The organism is Labrys sp. E2SS-1L, from assembly GCF_057073705.1.
In genome coordinates this window covers 1709347-1729377 of record NZ_CP172712.1, presented here as the reverse complement: position 1 = coordinate 1729377, position 20031 = coordinate 1709347, and the positions used below count along the sequence as shown (strand labels likewise).

General features: G+C 64.5%; 20 protein-coding genes. 8 read left to right on the top strand and 12 right to left on the bottom strand.

What is annotated here, in order from left to right; translation table 11 throughout:
- Positions 1–5: 5 nt before the first annotated feature.
- The 5 genes from ACIGJE_RS07940 to rpmH form a co-directional block, all read right to left on the bottom strand.
- A complete protein-coding gene (locus ACIGJE_RS07940; RefSeq protein WP_311944176.1) occupies positions 6–371 on the bottom strand; it encodes a DUF423 domain-containing protein in 366 nt (121 codons plus the stop codon).
- Positions 368–1018: a ribosome biogenesis GTP-binding protein YihA/YsxC gene (yihA, locus tag ACIGJE_RS07935; protein WP_367626816.1), complete on the bottom strand. Its 651-nt coding sequence runs from the start codon at positions 1016–1018 to the stop codon at positions 368–370. Before yihA ends, ACIGJE_RS07940 begins: the two co-directional genes overlap by 4 nt.
- Entirely contained in the window at positions 1018–2997 is a 1980-nt protein-coding gene (gene yidC / locus ACIGJE_RS07930; protein ID WP_415086771.1) for a membrane protein insertase YidC, read from the bottom strand. Before yidC ends, yihA begins: the two co-directional genes overlap by 1 nt.
- Positions 2994–3404: a ribonuclease P protein component gene (gene rnpA, locus ACIGJE_RS07925; RefSeq protein ID WP_311944171.1), complete on the bottom strand. Its 411-nt coding sequence runs from the start codon at positions 3402–3404 to the stop codon at positions 2994–2996. The genes yidC and rnpA overlap by 4 nt, the downstream gene beginning before the upstream one ends.
- Before the next feature lie 75 nt (positions 3405–3479).
- Positions 3480–3614 (bottom strand): 50S ribosomal protein L34, encoded by a 135-nt coding sequence (rpmH, locus tag ACIGJE_RS07920; RefSeq protein WP_082980037.1) that lies wholly within the window; start codon positions 3612–3614, stop codon positions 3480–3482.
- 453 nt (positions 3615–4067) lie between these two features.
- Between rpmH and ACIGJE_RS07915 the strand changes: the two genes are divergently transcribed.
- Both ACIGJE_RS07915 and ACIGJE_RS07910 read left to right on the top strand, forming a co-directional pair.
- Positions 4068–4373, top strand: coding sequence for a zinc ribbon domain-containing protein YjdM (locus ACIGJE_RS07915; RefSeq protein ID WP_415086768.1), 306 nt, complete (start codon positions 4068–4070; stop codon positions 4371–4373).
- Between the two features lie 242 nt (positions 4374–4615).
- Positions 4616–4792: a hypothetical protein gene (locus ACIGJE_RS07910; protein WP_415086766.1), complete on the top strand. Its 177-nt coding sequence runs from the start codon at positions 4616–4618 to the stop codon at positions 4790–4792.
- 45 nt (positions 4793–4837) lie between these two features.
- Here ACIGJE_RS07910 and hrpB read toward each other — a convergent pair whose 3' ends face one another.
- Positions 4838–7330 (bottom strand): ATP-dependent helicase HrpB, encoded by a 2493-nt coding sequence (hrpB, locus tag ACIGJE_RS07905; RefSeq protein ID WP_483680217.1) that lies wholly within the window; start codon positions 7328–7330, stop codon positions 4838–4840.
- Positions 7331–7564: 234 nt separating this feature from the next.
- Between hrpB and ACIGJE_RS07900 the strand changes: the two genes are divergently transcribed.
- Positions 7565–8764, top strand: coding sequence for a hypothetical protein (locus ACIGJE_RS07900; protein ID WP_311944165.1), 1200 nt, complete (start codon positions 7565–7567; stop codon positions 8762–8764).
- Positions 8765–8784: 20 nt separating this feature from the next.
- On the opposite strand, the gene ACIGJE_RS07895 is transcribed toward ACIGJE_RS07900, so the two are convergent.
- Positions 8785–9939 carry an aminotransferase gene (locus ACIGJE_RS07895; protein ID WP_483679735.1) on the bottom strand — a complete coding sequence of 385 codons (1155 nt, stop codon included), beginning with the start codon at positions 9937–9939 and terminating at the stop codon, positions 8785–8787.
- A 382-nt stretch (positions 9940–10321) separates the two neighbouring features.
- Between ACIGJE_RS07895 and hslV the strand changes: the two genes are divergently transcribed.
- The 3 genes from hslV to ACIGJE_RS07880 are packed head-to-tail and all read left to right on the top strand — an operon-like array spanning position 10322 to position 11629.
- Positions 10322–10897 carry an ATP-dependent protease subunit HslV gene (gene hslV, locus ACIGJE_RS07890; RefSeq protein ID WP_311944162.1) on the top strand — a complete coding sequence of 192 codons (576 nt, stop codon included), beginning with the start codon at positions 10322–10324 and terminating at the stop codon, positions 10895–10897.
- 41 nt (positions 10898–10938) lie between these two features.
- Positions 10939–11334 (top strand): hypothetical protein, encoded by a 396-nt coding sequence (locus tag ACIGJE_RS07885; RefSeq protein WP_311944161.1) that lies wholly within the window; start codon positions 10939–10941, stop codon positions 11332–11334.
- Positions 11335–11365: 31 nt separating this feature from the next.
- Positions 11366–11629 carry a hypothetical protein gene (locus tag ACIGJE_RS07880; protein WP_311944159.1) on the top strand — a complete coding sequence of 88 codons (264 nt, stop codon included), beginning with the start codon at positions 11366–11368 and terminating at the stop codon, positions 11627–11629.
- Positions 11630–11773: 144 nt separating this feature from the next.
- On the opposite strand, the gene ACIGJE_RS07875 is transcribed toward ACIGJE_RS07880, so the two are convergent.
- From ACIGJE_RS07875 to ACIGJE_RS07860, 4 genes are all read right to left on the bottom strand, one after another.
- A complete protein-coding gene (locus ACIGJE_RS07875; protein WP_068294510.1) occupies positions 11774–12673 on the bottom strand; it encodes a carbohydrate ABC transporter permease in 900 nt (299 codons plus the stop codon).
- A gap of 7 nt (positions 12674–12680) precedes the next feature.
- Complete coding sequence (locus ACIGJE_RS07870; protein ID WP_394314985.1) at positions 12681–13619, bottom strand: carbohydrate ABC transporter permease; 939 nt, start codon at positions 13617–13619, stop codon at positions 12681–12683.
- 251 nt (positions 13620–13870) lie between these two features.
- On the bottom strand, positions 13871–15187 hold the full coding sequence (locus ACIGJE_RS07865; protein ID WP_311944156.1) for an ABC transporter substrate-binding protein: 1317 nt from the start codon (positions 15185–15187) through the stop codon (positions 13871–13873).
- Between the two features lie 158 nt (positions 15188–15345).
- Positions 15346–16416 (bottom strand): ABC transporter ATP-binding protein, encoded by a 1071-nt coding sequence (locus tag ACIGJE_RS07860; protein ID WP_311944155.1) that lies wholly within the window; start codon positions 16414–16416, stop codon positions 15346–15348.
- A gap of 368 nt (positions 16417–16784) precedes the next feature.
- Between ACIGJE_RS07860 and hslU the strand changes: the two genes are divergently transcribed.
- A complete protein-coding gene (hslU, locus tag ACIGJE_RS07855; RefSeq protein ID WP_483679732.1) occupies positions 16785–18086 on the top strand; it encodes an ATP-dependent protease ATPase subunit HslU in 1302 nt (433 codons plus the stop codon).
- Between the two features lie 388 nt (positions 18087–18474).
- Positions 18475–19278, top strand: a complete 804-nt coding sequence (locus ACIGJE_RS07850) for a MetQ/NlpA family ABC transporter substrate-binding protein (protein WP_394314987.1) — start codon at positions 18475–18477, stop codon at positions 19276–19278.
- Positions 19279–19350: 72 nt separating this feature from the next.
- Here the strand turns inward: ACIGJE_RS07850 and ACIGJE_RS07845 are convergent, their stop codons facing one another.
- Positions 19351–20028 (bottom strand): class II aldolase/adducin family protein, encoded by a 678-nt coding sequence (locus ACIGJE_RS07845; protein ID WP_394314988.1) that lies wholly within the window; start codon positions 20026–20028, stop codon positions 19351–19353.
- Between the last annotated feature and the right edge of the window lie 3 nt (positions 20029–20031).

Here is a 20031-nt window from a genome sequence, read left to right as displayed (position 1 = left end):
CCGCCCTACCGCGTCTTCGCCACCAGCGCCGACACGCCGACCAGCAGCCAGGCCGCCATCGAGCTGGTCCCCCCGATGGGCGCCGCCATCGGGAACAGGCGCTGGCCGGTCATGGCGTTCAGCGCGACATCGGCCGAGAACAGGGCCACGGCTGCCGCGAGAAGGAAAGCGGCGGGACGGGCCAGCAGGGCATGAAGCAGGCCGGCACGAAGGGCCGCAACGATGGCGATCAAGGCCGGCGCGTGGGCGAGCACCATGATGGCGGCATAGTTGATGTCGGGCCATCTGCCATGCGCGGCGAGCGCCATCAGGCCGATGCCGACGGCCCCGAACAGGCAGCCCAGCACCGTGAGGAGACGGTCGGCGATCACAGCGAAAGGCCGCCGCGCTCGGCCAGGATCTGGGCGATGGTGGCGCGCAGTTCCTCCATGCCGGTGCCTTCGCGGCTGGAGGTGACGATCAGTTCCGGAAAGGCCGCGGGCCGGCGCGCGATCTTTTCCTTCGTCTCGGCGATACGGCGCTCCAGTTCGGCCTTCTTCACCTCGTCGGCCTTGGTCAGCACGATCTGGTAGACCACGGCCGACAGGTCCAGCGTCTTCAGGACGGCATCGTCGGTGGTCTTGAGGCCATGCCGGGCATCGATCAGCACGAAGACCCTGGCAAGGTTCACGCGGCCGCGCAGATAGTCATGGATCAGCCGGGTCCAGGCCTTGACCTTGGACTCGCTGACCTTGGCATAGCCATAGCCCGGCATATCGACCAGGGTCAGGGGCGCGTTCGACGAAAAGAAGATCAGTTCCTGCGTACGCCCCGGCGTGTGCGAGGTGCGGGCCAGGGCGTTGCGGTTGGTCAGGGCGTTGATCAGGCTCGACTTGCCGACATTGGAGCGCCCGGCGAGGGCGATCTCGACCCCGTCGGGCGGCGGCAAGGCCTCCAGCGTATTGGCGGCGTGGCGGAAATCCCACGTCGAGGCAAAGAGTTTCTTGCCCGCCGCCATGTAGTCGGAGGCGTCAGGCATCAACTTGCCGCCGATGAAGGCTTGCGGCCGAACATCGCCCTGAGATTGTCCCACAATTCGATCTTCACGCCGTTCTTCTTCATGATGAAGGCCTGTTGCAGGATCGAGAGCGTGTTGTTCCAGCAATAATAGATCACCAGACCGGCCGGGAAGGCGGCGAGCATGTAGGTGAAGATCAGCGGCATCCAGCGGAACATGGCAGCCTGGGTCGGATCCGGCGGTGCGGGGTTGAGCTGCATCTGGATGAACATGGTGATGCCCATCACCACCACCCAGAAGCCGACCATCAGGACGGAGGGCGGCGTCCACGGAATCAAGCCGAACAGGTTGAACAAAGTGGTCGGATCGGGCGCCGACAGATCGTGGATCCAGCCATAGAACGGTGCCTGGCGCATTTCGATGGTGACGAACAGCACCTTGTAGAGCGCGAAGAACACCGGGATCTGCAGGAGCATCGGCAGGCAGCCTGACAGCGGGTTGATCTTGTGCTCCTTGTAGAGCGCCATCATCGCCTGCTGCTGCTTCATGCGGTCGTCAGGGAACTCGTCCTTGATCTTCTGCATTTCAGGCTGGAACTTCTTCATGCGCGACATCGACTCATAGGAGCGGTTGGCGAGCGGGAAGAAGAAGGCCTTGAGGATGACGGTGGTGCCGAGAATGGCGAGGCCGAAATTGCCGATGAGATGGAAGAGGATCTCGATCAGGCGGAACAAGGGCTTGGTGATGAACCACAGATAGCCCCAGTCGATCAGATAGGCGATGTTATCCGTCTTCAGCTTCTCGTCGTAATAGGAGAGGGTCGCGACTTCCTTGGCGCCGGAGAACAGATTGGTGCTCACCTCCGCGCTGGCGCCCGGCGCAATCGTCACGGTTGGCCGGTCGATCTGAGCGAGGTAAGCCGGCGTACCGCCGACATCCTGGCCGACGAAACGGGCGGTGAAATGGGCGGAAGGGTCGGGAATCAGCGCGTTGGCCCAGTACTTGTCCGTAAAGCCGAGCCATCCCGTGACATCGGCAAAGGGCTCCTGCTTGGCGTCGGGCGCCAGATCCTTGTAGGACAACTCCTTCTGGGAGCCGGAGAAGCGGCCGATCGGTCCCTCATGCAGGACGTAGGTACCCTGGGTCCCCGGGGTGCCGACGCGCAGAATGTAGGCCTGGGGCGCGATCTCAATCGGCGCCGTGCCCTTGTTCTCGACGCTGTCCTTGACGGTGAACATGAAACCGCCGATCGGCTTGGCGACATTGGCCTGCTGATCCTTGGGCAGGTTCTGGCGAGGCAGGTCGAGCTTGTCGGCCGGCAGCGTCTCCCCGGCGGACGGGAACAGCGAGCCGCTCTGGCTGCGATCCTCGTCGATCGAAATGGTGCGGTGGAAAATCAGGCCCTGGCCATTGTCCCATTCGAGCTGGACAGGCGTGGCGGTCGACAGAGGCGCCTGCGATTTGGCCGTCCAGACCGTGTTCAGATTGGGCAGATTGAGCTTGGTCTGCGACGTGGAGCCCGGCTTTTCATTCCAGCCGAAACCCGCGAAATAGGGACCGCGATTTTCCAGGTTGGTCTTGTGGTCGGCCGGCTTTACGGGGGTGCCGCGGGGCGAGAAGAGATCGACATTGGGAGAAGCGGGGTCGAGCGTCTCGCGATAGCCACGCAGGGCCACGTCGTCGATCAGGCCACCGACCAGGTTGATCGAACCGATCAGGCGCTGGGCATCGATCTTGACGCGCTGCGTGCTCCCCGCCACCGCTTCCTCGCGGCTCGCGAACTGCTTCTGGCCGCCGACGCCGCCGGGAACACCGGGGGTGGGCGTCGCTGCCGGCTGCTGTTGTTGTGCCTGCTGGGCCTGCTGGACTTGCTGCTGCAGCCGCGCCTCTTCCTGCTGGCGCCGCTGCATGGGCTGGCCGATGAAATATTCCCACACGACGACGACGAGCAGCGTCAGGACGACCGCCAGAACGACGTTCTTGGTGTCAACATTCTTCATCGCACAGCCTCATCGGCCGAACGGCGTGGCTTGCGGGCGCCTTGGCGCTCGCCATGCACACGGCCGAACGCCGTTACCATTTCATCAACGATCGTCGCAAAAGATGCGTCGAGGGCGGAGCGCCGCCCGAGCACGACATAATCATAGCCGTCGCGCGCGTGAAGCGCGCCAGACAGCCGCACCGCCTCGCGCAAGCGCCGGCGGATCCGATTGCGCTCGACGGCGCAACCTTCCTTCTTGGTTACGGTAAAGCCGACACGCGGCTCCAGATCCTCAGGCGCCGATGGCTCGGCCTCGACTGCACCGGCGCTTTCGCGGCGGCGTGCCTGCAAGGATAGCGTTGCAGCATGTGCCCTGCGGCCTTCGCGGACGAACAGGAAGTCCCGACGCTTGAGCAGACGCTGCATCGATGAGGGCTCGGAGGCTCTTGAGCAAAAAGCTCGGGCGCAATGATGCGGAATCACTGCGCCAACCCGATCAGGTCAGGCCGACAGGCGCTTGCGGCCGTGGGCGCGACGAGCGGCCAGAACCTTGCGGCCCGCCTTGGTGCCCAGGCGGGCACGGAAGCCATGGCGGCGCTTGCGGACAAGCTTGGACGGTTGATAAGTACGTTTCACGGGTCGTTCTCCGCGGTCGCGGCCGGATGCCGATCGAGTTGACTGGGAAAGCGCTCCCCCGAACACCAAAAACGCGCCCCGGCCTTCGCCCTGGGTGCGTCCGGGCCCGATGGGCGACGCCAAATTCGCCGGTGCTTATGGGGGATGGCGTCCGGGAAGTCAATCAGGACTCGCAAGAAGTCGCGGAGAATAAGACGACGGCATGACGAAGCCGGGGATCGATCCCGCTATCGGCACGACCCTCCCTTTTCAGGACCGGCCGCCCGATCCATATGAGTAACAGCGCGCGCTTATGCCAAGCGTTGCGGGCCGCGCCCGGAGGCCGCCGAGATTTTGCCTCGATCTATCGATTGTGGTGATGTAGATGGCCTCGACCCGGCTTGTGAAGTGGATCTGTCCGTGACGGCGCCTCGAGCTCGACGGGCGAAGATTCCATAACCGAAGGTGCAGGAAGTGGCCGACCAGAACGACGACTATGTCTATGACGAGGCGACCGGCGAATGGCGGCCGGCCTCGGAGATGGCGGCCATGGCCAAGGCCGATCAGTTCGTGGTGCGCGATGCCGCCGGCAACATCCTTGCCGATGGTGATTCCGTGGTCCTCATCAAGGACCTCAAGGTGAAGGGGGCCAATCAGACCCTGAAGCAGGGCACGGTCATCAAGTCGATCCGACTGACGGACAATGACGAGGAAATCGACTGCCGCCACGATGCCATCAAGGGCCTCGTCCTGCGCACGGAATTCGTGCGCAAGCGTTAGGACCGGCGATCAAGAAGCCGGAACCTTCACTGGCGCACACCGGCTTTTTCTCTGCAACGTTCATGAAAAAGCAACTCGGCATCTGATATTCATACATCCGCCTCGGCCAGCGACTCAATGCGATCATAAAATCGCCGGCCTTGTGTTATATTTGGTTAACATTCTTGAATTTCGGCACTCTGATTTTAGCCACTTTCAAAATCAATACTTAGATCAATATTATAAAATTCGAGGTTATCGACATGTCCATTCTGGCATTATTGCATCGAATTTTGGATCATCTTCCGTGCCGCCCCGATCCTGCCGACGAAGAGGCAGCCCGGCCGGACATCCGTATCGTCTCGATGCCGCGGACGCAGGCGACCCGCGCCCTCGCCGAAGCCCTGCGAGCGGCTCATAGCGACAACACCAAATCCTGATCGCGATTCCACCTGCAGCGGCCGATCACGCAGAAGAAAGGTCCCTCAGGTGCCGCGCGGTTTCGCCCGCGTGGTGGGCATGGCTACGGCCGGGTCCTCCGGCCAGGGATGGCGGGGATAGCGCCCCTTCATCTCCACCCGCACGGCGGCATAGGACCCCCTCCAGAAGCCCGGCAGGTCCTTGGTCACCTGCACGGGCCGATGTGCCGGCGAAAGCAGGTTGATGGTAAGCGGCACCCGGCCGCCGGCGATGCTGGGATGGTTGGCAAGACCGAACAATTCCTGCACGCGGACCGAAATGGCAGGACAGCCCTCCGCCTCGTAGTCGATGGCAAGATGTGAACCGGTCGGCGCCTCGAAAAAGGGCGGCGCTTCGACGTCGAGCCTTCTGCGTTCGTGCCAGGGCAGCAGGCCCGCAAGGCCATTCTCCAGATGCTCTGCCGTGATGCCTGAAAGCCCTCGCACCCCTTCGATAACAGGAGCGAGCCAGGTTTCGGCCGTTTCGGCCAAGGCCCGGTCGGAGAGATCGGGCCAGTCCGGCGAACCGCTGGCCCTGAGGAAGGCGATGCGGTCGCGCAACTGGCGTTGGGCCTTGCTCCACGGCAGCCGGCCGATGCCGCCTTGGGCGAGTCCGCGGGCAAGCATGGCGGCGGCATCGGCGCCAAGGGCCAGCGGCGCCGTGCCCTCCTGCAGCACCAGCCGGCGATAGCGCCTGACAGCGCGCGCCTTGAGACTGGCACTGGCGGCATCATAGCCCACGCTCACGCTTTCACTGATGCCGGACAGGGCAGCGATCTCCTCGGCGCCGATCGGGGCCGCCAGCAGGATGCGGCTCGAACCGGCGCTGCCGGCAATCTCGGCAATGGCGAGCGTCGGTTCACGGGCGAGCCGATCATGCGGTTCCAGGCGCGCGGCGCGCCCATTCTCCATGGTGAAGCTGCCGGGCTGGCCACGCGCCACGGCGACGCGGTCGGGATAGGCCAAGGCGAGAATCGCACCGGCCCGGGCCGGATCGCCGTCGCCGCCCAGGTCCCGACTGCCCTTGCCGCCTCCGGCTTCCTTGCCGGCCGTCCTGGCCCAATTTCCGGCCAGGCGGCGCATGTCCTGCGCCCGCCCGCCGCGGTCACGCCGAAAGCGCTCGATGCGCTCGACGAGGTCGGTGCTATCGCCGCCGAGGCCTCGCTCCGACAGGATGGCAGCGATCTCGGCGGCCAGCATGGCCTCGCCGGCGGGCACCGCAGCCACGATCATGCGGGCCAGCCGCGGCGGCAGCGCCAGGCTGGAGAGATGACGCCCCATGTCGGTGAGCCGGCCATCGCCGTCCAGCGCCTCGATTGCCGTCAGCAGCGTCCTTGCTTCCTTGAGCGCGGGAGCAGGCGGTGGATCGAGCCAGGCGAGCGCCAGGGGGTCGCCGACGCCCCAGGCGGCGCAATCGAGCAGCAACGGGCTGAGATCGGCCGCCAGGATCTCCGGCTTGGCGAAAGCCTCGAAAGCGCCGGTGGCTGCTTCCTCCCACAACCGGTAGCAGGCGCCGGGCTCGGTACGCCCGGCGCGGCCACGCCGCTGGTCGGCGCTCGCCCGCGATACCCTGACGGTTTCGAGCCGGGTCAGGCCAAGATCCGGCTCATAGCGCGGCACGCGGGCGAGGCCTGCATCGATGACCACGCGCACGCCCTCGATGGTGAGGCTGGTCTCGGCGATGGAGGTTGACAGCACCACCTTGCGCCGCCCCGGCGGCGCCGGTGCTACGGCGCGGTCCTGGTCGCGCGCTTCCATGGCGCCGAACAGGGGGGCGATGTCGACGCCATCGCCGAGATTGCGCTCGGCCAGGAGCCGGGCCGTGCGGGTGATCTCGCTTTGGCCGGGCAGGAAGACCAGCATCGAGCCGGTCTCCGCCCGCAAGGCCCGCATCACCGCATCGGCAACCGCGTCATCCAGCCGCTGGCGCGGATCGCGGCCGAGATAGTGCGTGGCCACAGGAAAGGCACGGCCCGCGCTCTCGATCACCGGCGCATCGCCCAGAAGCGCGGCGACGCGCGCACCGTCGATCGTCGCCGACATCGGCAGGATGCGCAGGTCCTCGCGCAGGCCCGCCTGGGCATCGAGCGCGAAGGCCAGGCCCTGGTCGGCATCGAGCGAGCGCTCGTGGAACTCGTCGAACAGCACGGCTGCCACGCCGTCGAGCGAGGGGTCGTCCAGAATCATGCGGGCAAACACGCCTTCGGTGACCACCTCGATGCGGGTCCTGGCCGATATGCGCGATTCCAGGCGCACGCGCAGGCCCACGGTGGCGCCGAGCGGCTCGCCCAGCGTGGCGGCCATGCGGGCGGCGGCGGCACGGGCGGCGAGGCGGCGAGGCTCCAGCACGATGATCTTGCCCCCTTTCGTCCAGGCCTCGTCGATGAGGGCCAGGGGCACGCGCGTGGTCTTGCCGGCGCCGGGCGGCGCAACGAGGACGGCATTGGAACCCGCCTGCAGGGCTTGCCTGAGGGCTGGCAGGGCATCGTCGATGGGCAGGGGCTGGTCGAACACGCGCATCGCGCCGATGTGACGCATCCAGGGAGCAAGTGCAATGGCGGACCCGGCCTGCAACTCCGGCAATCATCGCGCTCTCTCTCCTGGAAGAAGGTGGTGAGGGGTGAGGGACTACGTCCAATGTGGCATTGCAGCGTGCAGGCCGTGGGACGATTTTAACCATAGTGTGACTTTTTCGTCATCGACGCCTCGCCTGCCTTCGGCCATAGCTAGCTCTCGACGATTGAGGACGAGGCGATGGAACGGCGCGCCTATGAAGCTCCGCTCGACCCCGCACTCGCGGTGTCGGGCCTCCTGACCCGGCTGGGCTTGTTCCTGCTGGTGATTTTCGCGCCTTTTTTTGCCATGTTCTCGCGCCATGCCGTGGCGATCATCGTGCCGATCGCCACCGCCCTGCTGATCCTGGCCGCGGCGCTCGACAATCGTCTGCCGACGGCGCTGCGCCGCCTTCAAGGCGCGCTGACCTCACCCCGTACCCTGGCGCTGCTCGCCTTGCTGGTCTGGGCCGCCATCAGCATCTGGTGGACGCCCCGCCCCGCTTCGGCCGCCGGCCGGCTGCCGGGGATATTGGGCATCGTGCTCCTGTTCGCCGTCACGATTTCCTGCCTGAAGCCGCGGGTGCGCTTCAGCGACGCCAACCTCATCCCGATCGGCGTCGCCATCGCCAGCGTGACCCTGATCCTCGAATACCTGCCGGGGTCGCCGCTGCAGGGGCTTGGCGAGACCGGGACCGAGGATGCCGAAAGCACGCGCGCGGCCATGCTCATGGCCCTGCTCGCCTGGCCGGCGGTGGGCGCAGTCCTGGCCCGCGGCCGGAGCTGGCAGGCCCTGCTGATCTGTCTGGTGATGATCCTGGCGCTCTGGCTGGTGCATGATCTGGTGATCTTCGCCGCCTTCATCGCCGGCATCGTGGTGATGACCCTGGCCCTCTGGCGCCGGCGGGCCGCCGCTCTGGCCGTGGCCATCTCGGCCCTGGTCCTCCTGGTGCTTGCACCGCTGGCAGGCTGGATGATGGCGCGCTGGGGCGGCTTCCTGCTGCCGGCGGAGGGTGATCACCTGGTGGCGCTCTGGCGCGACGTGACCTACGCCCTCCCCAATCATCTCTTAGCCGGCTTCGGATACGATTCGAGTTCCTCGCTGACCCGCGGCGTCGGTGGCCAGCTCCTGGCCTCGCCTCACAATGCCGCGTTGCAGATCTGGCTGGAACTTGGGCTCGTCGGCGTGGCGCTTGCGGCGCTTGCCCTCTGGCTGACGCTGATGGGCATGAACCGCGACGACGATCGTTCGGCCCCTGCCGCCCTCGCCGTCTCGGCCTCGGCTTTGGTGATGATGTTTGCAGGCCTCGCCGCCTGGCAGCCCTGGTGGCTGATGGCGTTGGGCCTCACCAGTGTCTCGCTTGCCTTCCTGGCCCGGCTGGGTGCGCGCCGGCGCGATTGAGGGCAGAACCACCCTCCCGATCACCCCCGGCGTGCCACGCCCTTCAGATTGGCGAGCGCGGCTGCCAGGGTCTCGTCCCGCTTGGCGAAGCAGAAGCGAACCACCGTCATTACCGCATCCTGGGCATAGAAAGCCGAGACCGGAATGGCGGCGACCTTGTGCTCGACGACCAGGCGCTGGCAGAAGCTGACATCGTCCTCCTCGATACCGCTAGCAGGCAGGTCGATGTTGAGGAAGTAGCTCGCCTCGCTCGGCAGGGTGGCGAAGCCGAGCTCGGCCAGCCCCGCCGCGAAGAGGTCGCGCGAGCGCTGCAGGTCCGCCCGCATGCCGGTGAAATAGCTCCCCTCCTTGCCGAGGCCATAGGCGACGGCAGCCTGCAGATTGGGCGGGGTGGTGAAGGTGAAGAACTGGTGCGCCTTGGCGATCACCTTGAGGATCGGCGCGGCGGCCATGACGAAGCCGACCTTCCAACCGGTGAGCGAGAAGATCTTGCCGGCCGAGCCGATCTTCACCGTGCGCTCGCGCATGCCGGGAAAGCCGATCAGCGGCCGGTGGGTGCGACCGTCGAACAGCACATGCTCCCAGACCTCGTCACAGACGGCGATGGCGTTGTAATGGACGCAATATTCCGCCAGCAGGGCCAGATCCTCGTCGCGGAAGGCAATGGCGGCCGGATTGAGCGGGTTGTTGAATAGAACGACCTTGGTGCGTGCGGAGAAGGCCGCGTCGAGCGCCTCCCGTGTCAGGCGCCAATGCGGGGGCTGCAGCGTGACGAAGCGCGGCACCCCGCCCGCCCGGCGCACCAGCGGCAGATAGGCATCGTACATCGGCTGGAACAGCACCACCTCGTCGCCCGGCTCGATCAGCGCCATCAGCGCATCGGCGATCGCCTCGGTGGCACCGGAGGTGACCATTACCTCGCTGTCGGGATCGAGCGCCACGTCCTGGAAGCGGGCATAATGCTCGGCGACGGCGCGGCGCAGTTCGGGCAGGCCGAGCATGGGCGGATACTGGTTCCAGCCCGTCATCACGGCCTCGGCCGCCTTCTCACGCACATCGAGCGGGCCGGCATCATCCGGAAAGCCCTGGCCGAGATTGACGGCATCATGCTCGCGGGCAAGCCGCGACATCGTCTCGAAGATGGTGGTGGAAAGGCCGGCGAAGATGCTGTTCATACTCGATCGATAGACGAGTTGGGTAAAGGGATAAAGGGGCCTCTCGCCCTCCCAAATGCGGTTCGCTCAGGGGAGAGCACTCCGGTTTGTCATAGCCGGGCTTGACCCGGCTATCGAGGAGCCACGGGCGCAAGGCGCTGGATTGCCGGGTCGAGCCCGGCAATGCCAAAGATCGTGCAAATCTGGGCGCCGCTCAAGTGAACCGCATCGCTCTCGCCTCTCTGCCCTTTGCCTTTTGCGTGCGACCTCCTAGATAGAGGACATGTCTGGAGCAAAAACGCGTCCAAGTGCGAATGCTTGTTTGCTCTAACTTTTTGGTTCGACGCGTCTTTGCGATTCTTGGCGATCCCGCCAAATCGCGAAACGCTTCAGTGAGGTTCCCATGACGTTCCCCCCTTCCGCCAGTCCTGACAGCGGTCCCCGCTCTCCCTTCCATGCCACCACCATCCTGATGGTCCGCAAGGGCGGGCGCGTGGTGATCGGCGGCGATGGGCAGGTCAGCCTCGGCCAGACCGTGATCAAGGGCAATGCCCGCAAGGTCCGCCGGCTTGGCAAGGGCGACGTCATCGCCGGCTTCGCCGGCGCCACGGCCGATGCCTTCACGCTGTTCGAGCGGCTGGAAGCCAAGCTCGAGCAATACCCCACCCAGCTGACGCGGGCCTGCGTCGAACTCGCCAAGGACTGGCGCACCGACCGCTATCTGCGGCGGCTCGAGGCGATGATGCTGGTGGCCGACAAGTCGGCCGGGCTGGTGCTGACGGGCACCGGCGACGTGCTGGAACCCGAAGGCGGCGTGATGGCGATCGGCTCGGGCGGCAATTATGCCCTGGCCGCTGCCAGGGCGCTGGTTGACACCGACTATGATGCCGAGGCGATCGTCAAGAAGGCGATGAACATCGCGGCGGATATCTGCGTCTATACCAACCATAATCTGGTAATCGAAAGCATCGATCTCTGATAAGAGGGCGAGAGTCACCACAGGCAGAAAGCCGCCCGCGCATGCTCTCCTTCCGGATCAGCCTTCCCATCGTCTTCGCCGCCTTCGCCCTCGCGGGCTGCGCGGCGGAGAAGCAACCCGAATTTCCGACCACCAATCCGCTCGAAAAGGCCTGCCAGGCCGAGGGGGTGAAGGCGGGCACGGCGATGACGGACTGCATGCGGCGCAAGGCCTCCCAGGGCATTGCCGGCGATACCTGCAGCCGCAGGGGCGTCAGGCCCGGCTCGCCGCAGCGCGAGCGCTGCGTCAAGCTGGAAGCCGAATACAGCCAGGCGAGTTCGGAATGCCAGGCGCAGGGCCTCGGCACTTTCGGACCCGAAGAGGTCGCCAAGTTCAAGGCCTGCATCAGCGGCAAGGCGCCGGAAGCGGCTGCCTACAAATTCGCCCAGGACAAATAGCAGGGAATCCCGGTCCTGAACCGGAGGCGGCATGAAGGGTAGATTCGATCTCAGCGCCTATGACAGCGCGACACAATTGCTGATGCATCTGGTGGTGCTGCTGGCATGCCTCGTCGCCAGCGCGCTGATCTGCTTCGGCCTCGTCGCGGTGAGCGCGCCCTTCGTGCTGCTGCAATGGATCGGCTTCTTCACCCTTGCCAAATTCGTCTATTTCGTCGTCGCCTATGTGCTGTTCGGCGGATCTTTCATCGACCCGCTCGAACAGATGTATGAGGACCGGCGCAACCGGCGCTGAGACGGCGTGGCCACCGCCTGGTCGATCGCCGCTCTCTGGGACCGCCAGCATCCTGCTGGCTCCTTGTTCCCAACAAGGGCCGCGTTTCCAAGAGCCAGCAGGATGCTGGCGGTCCCAGGGAAAAGCGGTCGCGATGCGAACCGGTTACTCCTTCACTGCCCCCGTCATCGACGACACGTAATAGTCGACGAAGAAGGAATAGAGGATCACCACCGGCAGGGAGCCGAACAGCGCCCCGGCCATGAGGGATCCCCATTCGAAGATGTCGCCGCGCACCAGTTCGGTCAGCACGCCCACCGGCACGGTCTTGTTCTCCGACGACTGGATGAAGGTCAGTGCGTAGATGAACTCGTTCCACGACAAAGTGAAGGCGAAGATGCCGGCCGAGATCAGGCCCGGCACCGCCAGCGGCAGGATGACCCTGACCAGGATCTGCCAGCGCGAGGCTCCATCCACCAGCGCGCTTTCCTCCAGCTCGTAGGGAATCGAGCGGAAATAGCCCATCAGCAGCCAGGTGCAGAAGGGGATCAGGAAGGTCGGATAGGTGACGATCAGAGCGAGCTTGGTATCGTAGATGCCGAGCTTGAAGACGATGAAGGCGAGCGGGATGAACAGGATCGAGGGCGGCACCAGATAGGCCAGGAAGATCAGGAGGCCGACGATCCGCGATCCCCTGAAGCGGATGCGCTCGATCGCATAGGCGGCGAGGACGGAAGCGACAAGCGCCAGCGCCGTCGCGCCCACCGAGACATAGATCGTGTTGAGCAGCCAGCCTGGATAGGACGTTTCGAACAGGAGATAGCGGATATGTTCGAGGGTGGGGCCCACCACCCAGAACGGGCTGTAATTGGCATAGTCGGTCAGTTGGTCGTTGGGCTTCACCGTGGTGATCGCCATCCAGTAGAACGGGAACAGCAGCACGATGACGAAGACCAGCAGCGGCAGGTAGACGGTCACCACCCGCCGGGGCAGGCTGGAGAGATAGCCCATGCCCTCGACGTGATCGGCGAGCGGAGCGGTAGCTTGGTTCGAGCTCATCGTCATGCCTCCGCTATTCCCCGCCACCCTGCTGCCAGCGCCGGCGCTGCAGGCCGAAGAAGCTGAACAGGATCGCCGCCAGCAGGAAGGGCACCATGGCCACGGCGATGGCCGCGCCTTCGCCGAGCTGGCCGCCGGGAATGCCGCGCTGGAAGGAAAGCGTCGCCATCAGATGGGTGGCGTTCACCGGCCCGCCCTTGGTCAGCACATAGATGAGCTGGAAATCGGTGAAGGTGAACAGCACCGAGAAGGTCATCACCACCGCGATGATCGGCGTCAGCAGCGGCAGCGTGACATGGCGGAAGCGCTGCCAGCTGGTGGCGCCGTCGAGCGAGGCCGCTTCCTGCAGCGAAGGAGAAATGGTCTGCAGGCCGGCCAGCAGCGAGATGGCGACGAAGGGAATGCCGCGCCAGACATTGGCGACGATCACCGAGATGCGGGCATTGATGGGATCGCCGAGGAAGTTGATCGGCTGCTGGATCAGGCCGAGCTTCATCAGCGACCAGGAAATGATCGAGAACTGCGAATCATAGATCCACCAGAACGCCAGCGCCGACAGCACGGTGGGCACCACCCAGGGCAGCAGCACGATCGCCCGGAACAGCGACTTGAAGGGCAGATGCTGGTTGAGCAGCAGAGCGAGCCAGAGGCCGAGGCCGAATTTGAGGATCGAGGCGACCACCGTGTAGACGACGGTGTTGAACACCGACAGCCAGAACACCGAATCGGCCCAGAGGAACTCGTAGTTCTCCAGCCCGATGAAAATACCCTCGCGCCCGATCTTGGTATCGGTGAAGCCGAGCCAGACGCCCAGGCCCAGCGGGTAGGCCAACAGGCAGATCAGGAACACCGCCGCCGGCAGCATGAAGAGCGTGCCGAGCGCTCCCCTGCTCTGCGCCAGCCTGGCGAAGGCGGAAGGTCGCGGCCGTGATCTCGATGTCGCGATGCTCATGGAGTGCCTTGGTGGGAGGGAAGGAGGAAGGAGGCTTTACCCCTCATCCCCCTGCCGGGACCTTCTCCCGCAAGGGGAGAAGGGGATTGTTTTGGGAGCGTCGAGCCGTAGTGAAGGTTGCTTGGTCGACCCAACCTCTCAGTATCCAGTCCCTTCTCCCTTTGCGGGTGTCGCCAACTCCCTTGGAGTTGGCTAGAGGTGGCGGCAGCCGGATGAGGGGTACAAGCACCACGATACTGCTCCTGGCGACCTCACACCCGATAATAGCGATTGGCGCGCTTCTCGGCCTGGGCCGCCGCGTCCTCCGGCGACATCTGGCCGGTCACCGCGACCGCATACATGTCGACCAGCACGTAATCGGCCATCACGCCGGCCGACGCATAGCCGAGGGGACCGGCATAGCCATTGGGCCGCAGCGTTTCGGAGGCATGCGAATAGGGCTCATGGATCGGGTCGGCCTTCCAGACCGGATTGGCGGCAAACGCCTTCAGAGCCTGGCAGCAATAGGCGCTGGATCCGCCGATCCAGGCATTCATCTGAGGTTCCTCATACATGAACTTCAGATAGGCCTTGGCCGCCTCGGGATATTTGGAATGCTTGAACAGCAGGGCCGATGTGGTCTGGTGCAGTTCGATCTTCTGCCCGACGGGACCGACCGGGAAGTTGACGGTGCGGATATCGGCGGCCAGTTCCTTGAGCTTGGCGTCCTTCTTGGCGGCGTAATAGAGCGAGACGCCATTGGCGGTCAGCGAGACCTGGCCGGCGAGGAAGGCCCGGTTGTTGTTGATGTCCAGCCAGCTCTCGGTGCCGGGAATGAAGGTTTCGTAGAGCGACTTGGCATATTTGATCGAGGCGATGGTCTCGGGCGAGTTGATGGTGACCTTGCCGCTCTCGTCAACCATCTTGCCGCCATGGCTCCACAGCAGCCAATGGGCATAGTTGTTGCCGTCGCCGACGGCCTTGCCATGGGGGAAGCCGGCAGGCGTCCCCTTGGCCTTGAGCGCCTTGCACAATTCGAGGAAGCCGGCGGTATCCTTGGGAAACTCGCTGAAGCCGGCCGCCTTCATATGGCTGTCACGGTAGCAGATGGCGTTGCCGATTGCCGCCAGCGGCAGGGCGATGAACTTGCCCTCGCGCGTGGCATAGCCTTTCAGGCCGTCATACCAGCCGCCATATTTGCCGCCGAGATAGGTGCCGAGCTCGGTGAGGTCGGTCAGCTTGTCGGGATATTGATGGGCATCGTCGAACCAGCACAGCACGATGTCCGGCCCCGAGCCGACATTGGCGGCGACCGCCGCCTTCGGACGGATGTCCTCCCAGCTTTCCTTGTCGACGCGGACCTGCACGCCGGTTGCCTCGGTGAACTTCTTGGTGTTGGCGAGCCAGGCGTCCTCGTCGCCCTGCACGAAGGGGGTCCAGCGCAGCACGCGCAGGCTCGCGCCCTCTTCGGGCTTGTAGCTGGGCTCGGCGCCCTGGGCGAAGGCTGGCGCCAGGCCGAACTGGCCGAGGCCGGCGGCCGCGGCGAAGCCGGCGGAAGCGGCAAGCAGATCGCGTCTGTTGATCGTCATCGAAATCCTCCCTCAGGATCGCCGTTTATTTTTGGTTGGAATGCCGGGCGCACAGGCGAGCTTCCAGGCCGCGGCATCCCGGGAATATCACCGGCCTCGGCACGGAAAGATCCCGCGCCGGCCGGCGATGCACTCAGTCCCGCAAGGCCTGTAGCCAATCAGGCGGCCGGCTCCAGGCGCTGCCCGCTTGCGGAGTCGAACAAATGGGTCGAACCGACGTCGATGGCGACCTGCACGGTCTCGCCGGGCTGGGCCGCCACGCGCTCATGGAAGACGCAGGTCACATCCGTGCCGGCAAGCTTGGCCGTCATGTGGGTCTCGGACCCCGTCGGCTCGGTGACCACGACGGTCAGCGGAATGCCGGTGCCGCTGATGCGCAGGCTTTCGGGCCTGAGGCCGTAGATCAGCGGCTTGTCGGTCGCCTGGCGCGGCGCCCGTGCCGGCAGCACGCTGCCATCCTCGGCGATGAAGCGGCTGGAATCGGCGGGATCGAGCTTGCCCTTGATGAAGTTCATCGCCGGCGAGCCGATGAAACCGGCCACGAACAGATTGGCCGGCTGGTCGTAGAGATCGAGCGGAGCACCGATCTGCTCGACGATGCCGTCATGCATCACCACGATCTTGTCGGCCATGGTCATGGCCTCGATCTGGTCGTGGGTGACGTAGACGGTCGTCGTCTTCAGGCGCTGGTGCAGTTCCTTGATCTCGGCGCGCATGGCGACGCGCAGCTTGGCGTCGAGATTGGAGAGCGGCTCGTCGAACAGGAAGACCTGCGGGTCACGCACGATCGCCCGGCCCATGGCAACGCGCTGGCGCTGGCCGCCGGACAATTGGCGCGGGTAACGGTCGAGCAGCTTGGAAAGGCCGAGGATTTCGGCAGCCGGCTTCACGCGCTTTTCGATATCGGCCTTGCTGGCGCCCTTCAGCTTGAGCGAGAAGCCCATATTGTCGGCCACGCTCATATGCGGATAGAGCGCGTAATTCTGGAACACCATGGCGATGTCGCGCTCTTTGGGCGGCAGGTTGTTGACCACGTCCTTGCCGATGCGGATCTCGCCGTCCGAGATGTTCTCCAGGCCCGCCAGCATGCGCAGGAGCGTGGACTTCCCGCAGCCCGAGGGGCCGACCAGGATCACGAACTCGCCATCGGCAATCTCGATGTCCACGCCCTTGATGACGGGGTGGGTCCCGAATGATTTCCTGACATTGACGAAGTCGACTGACGCCACGACGTTTCCCCCAAGCAAAAGGATGATGAGCCCGATCACCGCCACCAAGGCGGCATTTCTGCCTTTTCGGCCTCTTTCGGACCGTTGCGAACACCTAAAAAGCCTGCCGGAGCCGACCCACCATCGGTGCAGACGGTCCCCACAGGCGGCGGCATCCTGACGGTGGGACAAGACTCCTGTCAAGGCAAAGAGCCCATCATCCCTCACAAATCTTCAGACCAATATGCCCCGGGACAGAAGTTGCGTTATCATCATACCGCCCTCGCGCCATTCGCTTCGCGCAATTGCGGGGTCGGCTTCAATTCTCGATGCTGGATTTTCGCGTTTCAGCCATTATGTAGCAGCTTTACCCTTCCTCCCGAGTGCCTATGTCCAATTTCTCCCCCCGCGAAATCGTCTCAGAACTCGACCGCCACATCGTCGGCCAGCACGACGCCAAGCGCGCCGTCGCCATTGCCCTGCGCAATCGCTGGCGCCGCCTGCAGCTCGACGAGACGCTGCGCGAAGAGGTGATGCCCAAGAATATCCTGATGATCGGGCCAACCGGCGTCGGCAAGACCGAGATTTCGCGCCGTCTCGCCAAGCTCGCCAACGCGCCCTTTCTGAAGGTCGAGGCGACGAAGTTCACCGAGGTCGGTTATGTCGGGCGCGACGTCGAACAGATCGTACGCGATCTCATCGATATCGGCATAGCACTGGTGAAGGCCGAAAAGCGCAAGGAAGTCCAGGCCAAGGCGCATCTGGCCGCCGAACAGCGCGTGCTCAACGCCCTGGTCGGCGCGACGGCGAGCCCGGCGACCCGCGATAGTTTCCAGAAGAAACTGCGCGCCGGCGAGCTCGACGACAAGGAAATCGAGATCGAGATGAAGGACACTTCCTCGCCGTCCTTCGAGCTGCCTGGCCTGCCGCAGGGCCAGATGGGCGTCGTCTCGATCGGCGACATCTTCGGCAAGGCCTTTTCGGGGCGCACCAAGACCAAGCGCACCACGGTCAAGGACAGCTATGACCAGCTGATCCAGGAGGAGGCTGACAATCTGCTCGACCAGGAGCAGATCGTGCAGGAGGCGATCCGCCAGGTCGAGAACAACGGCATCGTCTTCCTCGACGAGATCGACAAGATCTGCGCCCGTGAAAACCGCGGCGGTGCCGACGTCAGCCGCGAGGGCGTGCAGCGCGACCTCCTGCCGCTGATCGAAGGTACCACCGTGTCGACCAAGCACGGCGCCGTTCGCACCGACCACATCCTCTTCATCGCCTCGGGCGCCTTCCATGTCGCCAAGCCTTCCGACCTCCTGCCCGAGTTGCAGGGTCGCCTGCCGATTCGTGTCGAATTGCAGGCGCTGACCCAGGACGACTTCCGCCGCATCCTCACCGACACGGAAGCCAGCCTGATCAAGCAATATGTGGCGCTGATGGGCACCGAGAACCTTGAGCTCAGCTTCACGCCCGAGGCGATCGATGCCATCGCCGCCATCGCAGTGCAGGTGAACGCCACCGTCGAGAATATCGGCGCGCGCCGGCTGCAGACGGTGATGGAACGCATCCTCGACGAGATCTCCTTCACCGCGCCCGACAAGGGCGGCGAGAAAGTGACGATCGACGCCGACTATGTGCAGAAGACGGTGGGTGACCTCGCCAAGAACACCGATCTCAGCCAGTTCATCCTCTGAGGATCGGGTTTCGCCCGCGCAGGAAGAGGCGCGATCTACCTTCTCCAGCGCACTCCAGCGCAACTGGGGAAGGTAGCCCGGCGGAGCCGGGTCGGATGATGTGGCGGGCAGCACTCACCGCACAACGAGCTTGTGCGACCGTTGTGCGAGCCTTCAATGACTATTGCGTTGCCCGCCCCCTCCGACCTCGCTTTGCGAGGCCACCCCATGCATTTCTTTCAGAAATGCAATGCAAAGCCCACTTCGTAGAGAAGGCTGGTTGCGCCAACTTCGGATCGATTCTCTATGAATTGCGGAATAATGCAGCCATATAGTATATAATTTTTATGGATTTAATGAGTTAATTTCCCTACCATCGCATCGACCTATTCCTCAATGAGACCGATCGATGCCCTCTTCCCTGAACCGCCGCTCCGTCCTGACGCTGGCTGCCGCTTCCCTGCTCGCCGCGCCGGCAGCCGCCCTCGCCTCATCGACACGCATCCGAGTCGGCGCCACGCCCGGACCGATGGCCGAAACCCTGGAAGCGGCCAAGCCCGTCGCCGCCAAGCTCGGCCTGGACATCGAGGTGATCGAATTCTCCGACTATGTCGTGCCCAATGCGGCGCTCGACGCCGGGGAAATCGAGGCCAATGCCTTCCAGAACCAGCCCTATCTCGACAACCAGATCGCCGACCGCGGCTACAAGATCGTCGGCATCGCCCCGATCATCAATTCGCGCCTGGGTGTCTATTCGCGCCGGCACAAAGCCTGGAGCGAGGTGCCCGACGGCGCCACCATCGCCATCCAGAACGACCCGACCAATGGCGGCCGCACCCTTCTCCTGCTCCGCGACAAGGGCATCATCGGCCTCAGGGACGGCGTCGGCTACAAGCCGATCGTGGCCGATATCACCGCCAATCCCAAGCAATTGCGCTTCCTGGAGGTCGACGCCGCCCAGACGCCGCGCTCCCTCGACGATGTCGATGCCGCAGCAGTCAATGCCAATTATGCCGTCACTGCGGGCCTCGACCCGACCAGGCAGGCCTTGATCCTGGAAGAACTCAAGCCGCAATACACCAATCTGATTGCCGTGCGTGCCGCGGACAAGGACAAGCCCTGGGTGCCGCTCCTGGCGCAATCCTATCGCTCGCCCGAGGTCCGGGACTTCGTCCTGGCCAAATATAAGGGCGCCTATGTGCCGACCTGGTGAGCCCCGGGTATCGCAGGGCAGGGTTTCGTTCTTCCGAACGCACCCCGCCGGCGCTTCCAGAGGCTGCGAAGTCTATGGCTTCTTGTCCTGCAGGCCGTAGCTCTTGAAGCCCTCGACCACCTGCGCGATCTCGCTGTCGGGCAGGATGTTCGCGCCGCCGATCTGAAGGGCGTGGTAATATTGCTTGGCCAGGGTTTCGAGCTCATGGGCCAGCCACATTGCCTTGTCGAGGCTGGAGCCGACGGCGATCATGCCGTGATTGGCGAGCAGGCAGCCATTGCGGCCCTCCAGGGCCTCGAGGGCGAAGCGCGACAATTCCTCCGAGCCGTAGCGGGCATAGGGCGCGCAGCGTATGTCGGGCCCGCCAAAGGCCGCGATCATGTAGTGGATGGCCGGGATCGGCTTATGGGCAATGGCGAGGATGGTGGACCAGGTGGCGTGGGTATGCACCACGGCCCCAGCATCCGGGCGGCCCTTGAGGATATCGAAATGGAAGCGCCATTCCACCGAGGGTTTCAGCGGCCCTTCCCAGGCACCATACGCACCCTCGAAGGGCATGGCGGCGATCATCTCCGGCTCCATCTCGTGATAGGGAATGGCCGAAGGCGTGATCAGCATGCGGTCGCCGCAGCGGGCCGAAATATTGCCGGAGGTGCCTTGGTTGAGGCCGTTGGCATTCATCCAGCGGCATTTGTCGATGATGGCGCGGCGCAGGTCGAGTTCGTCTTTGCGCGGATCGTCTTGGCTCATATT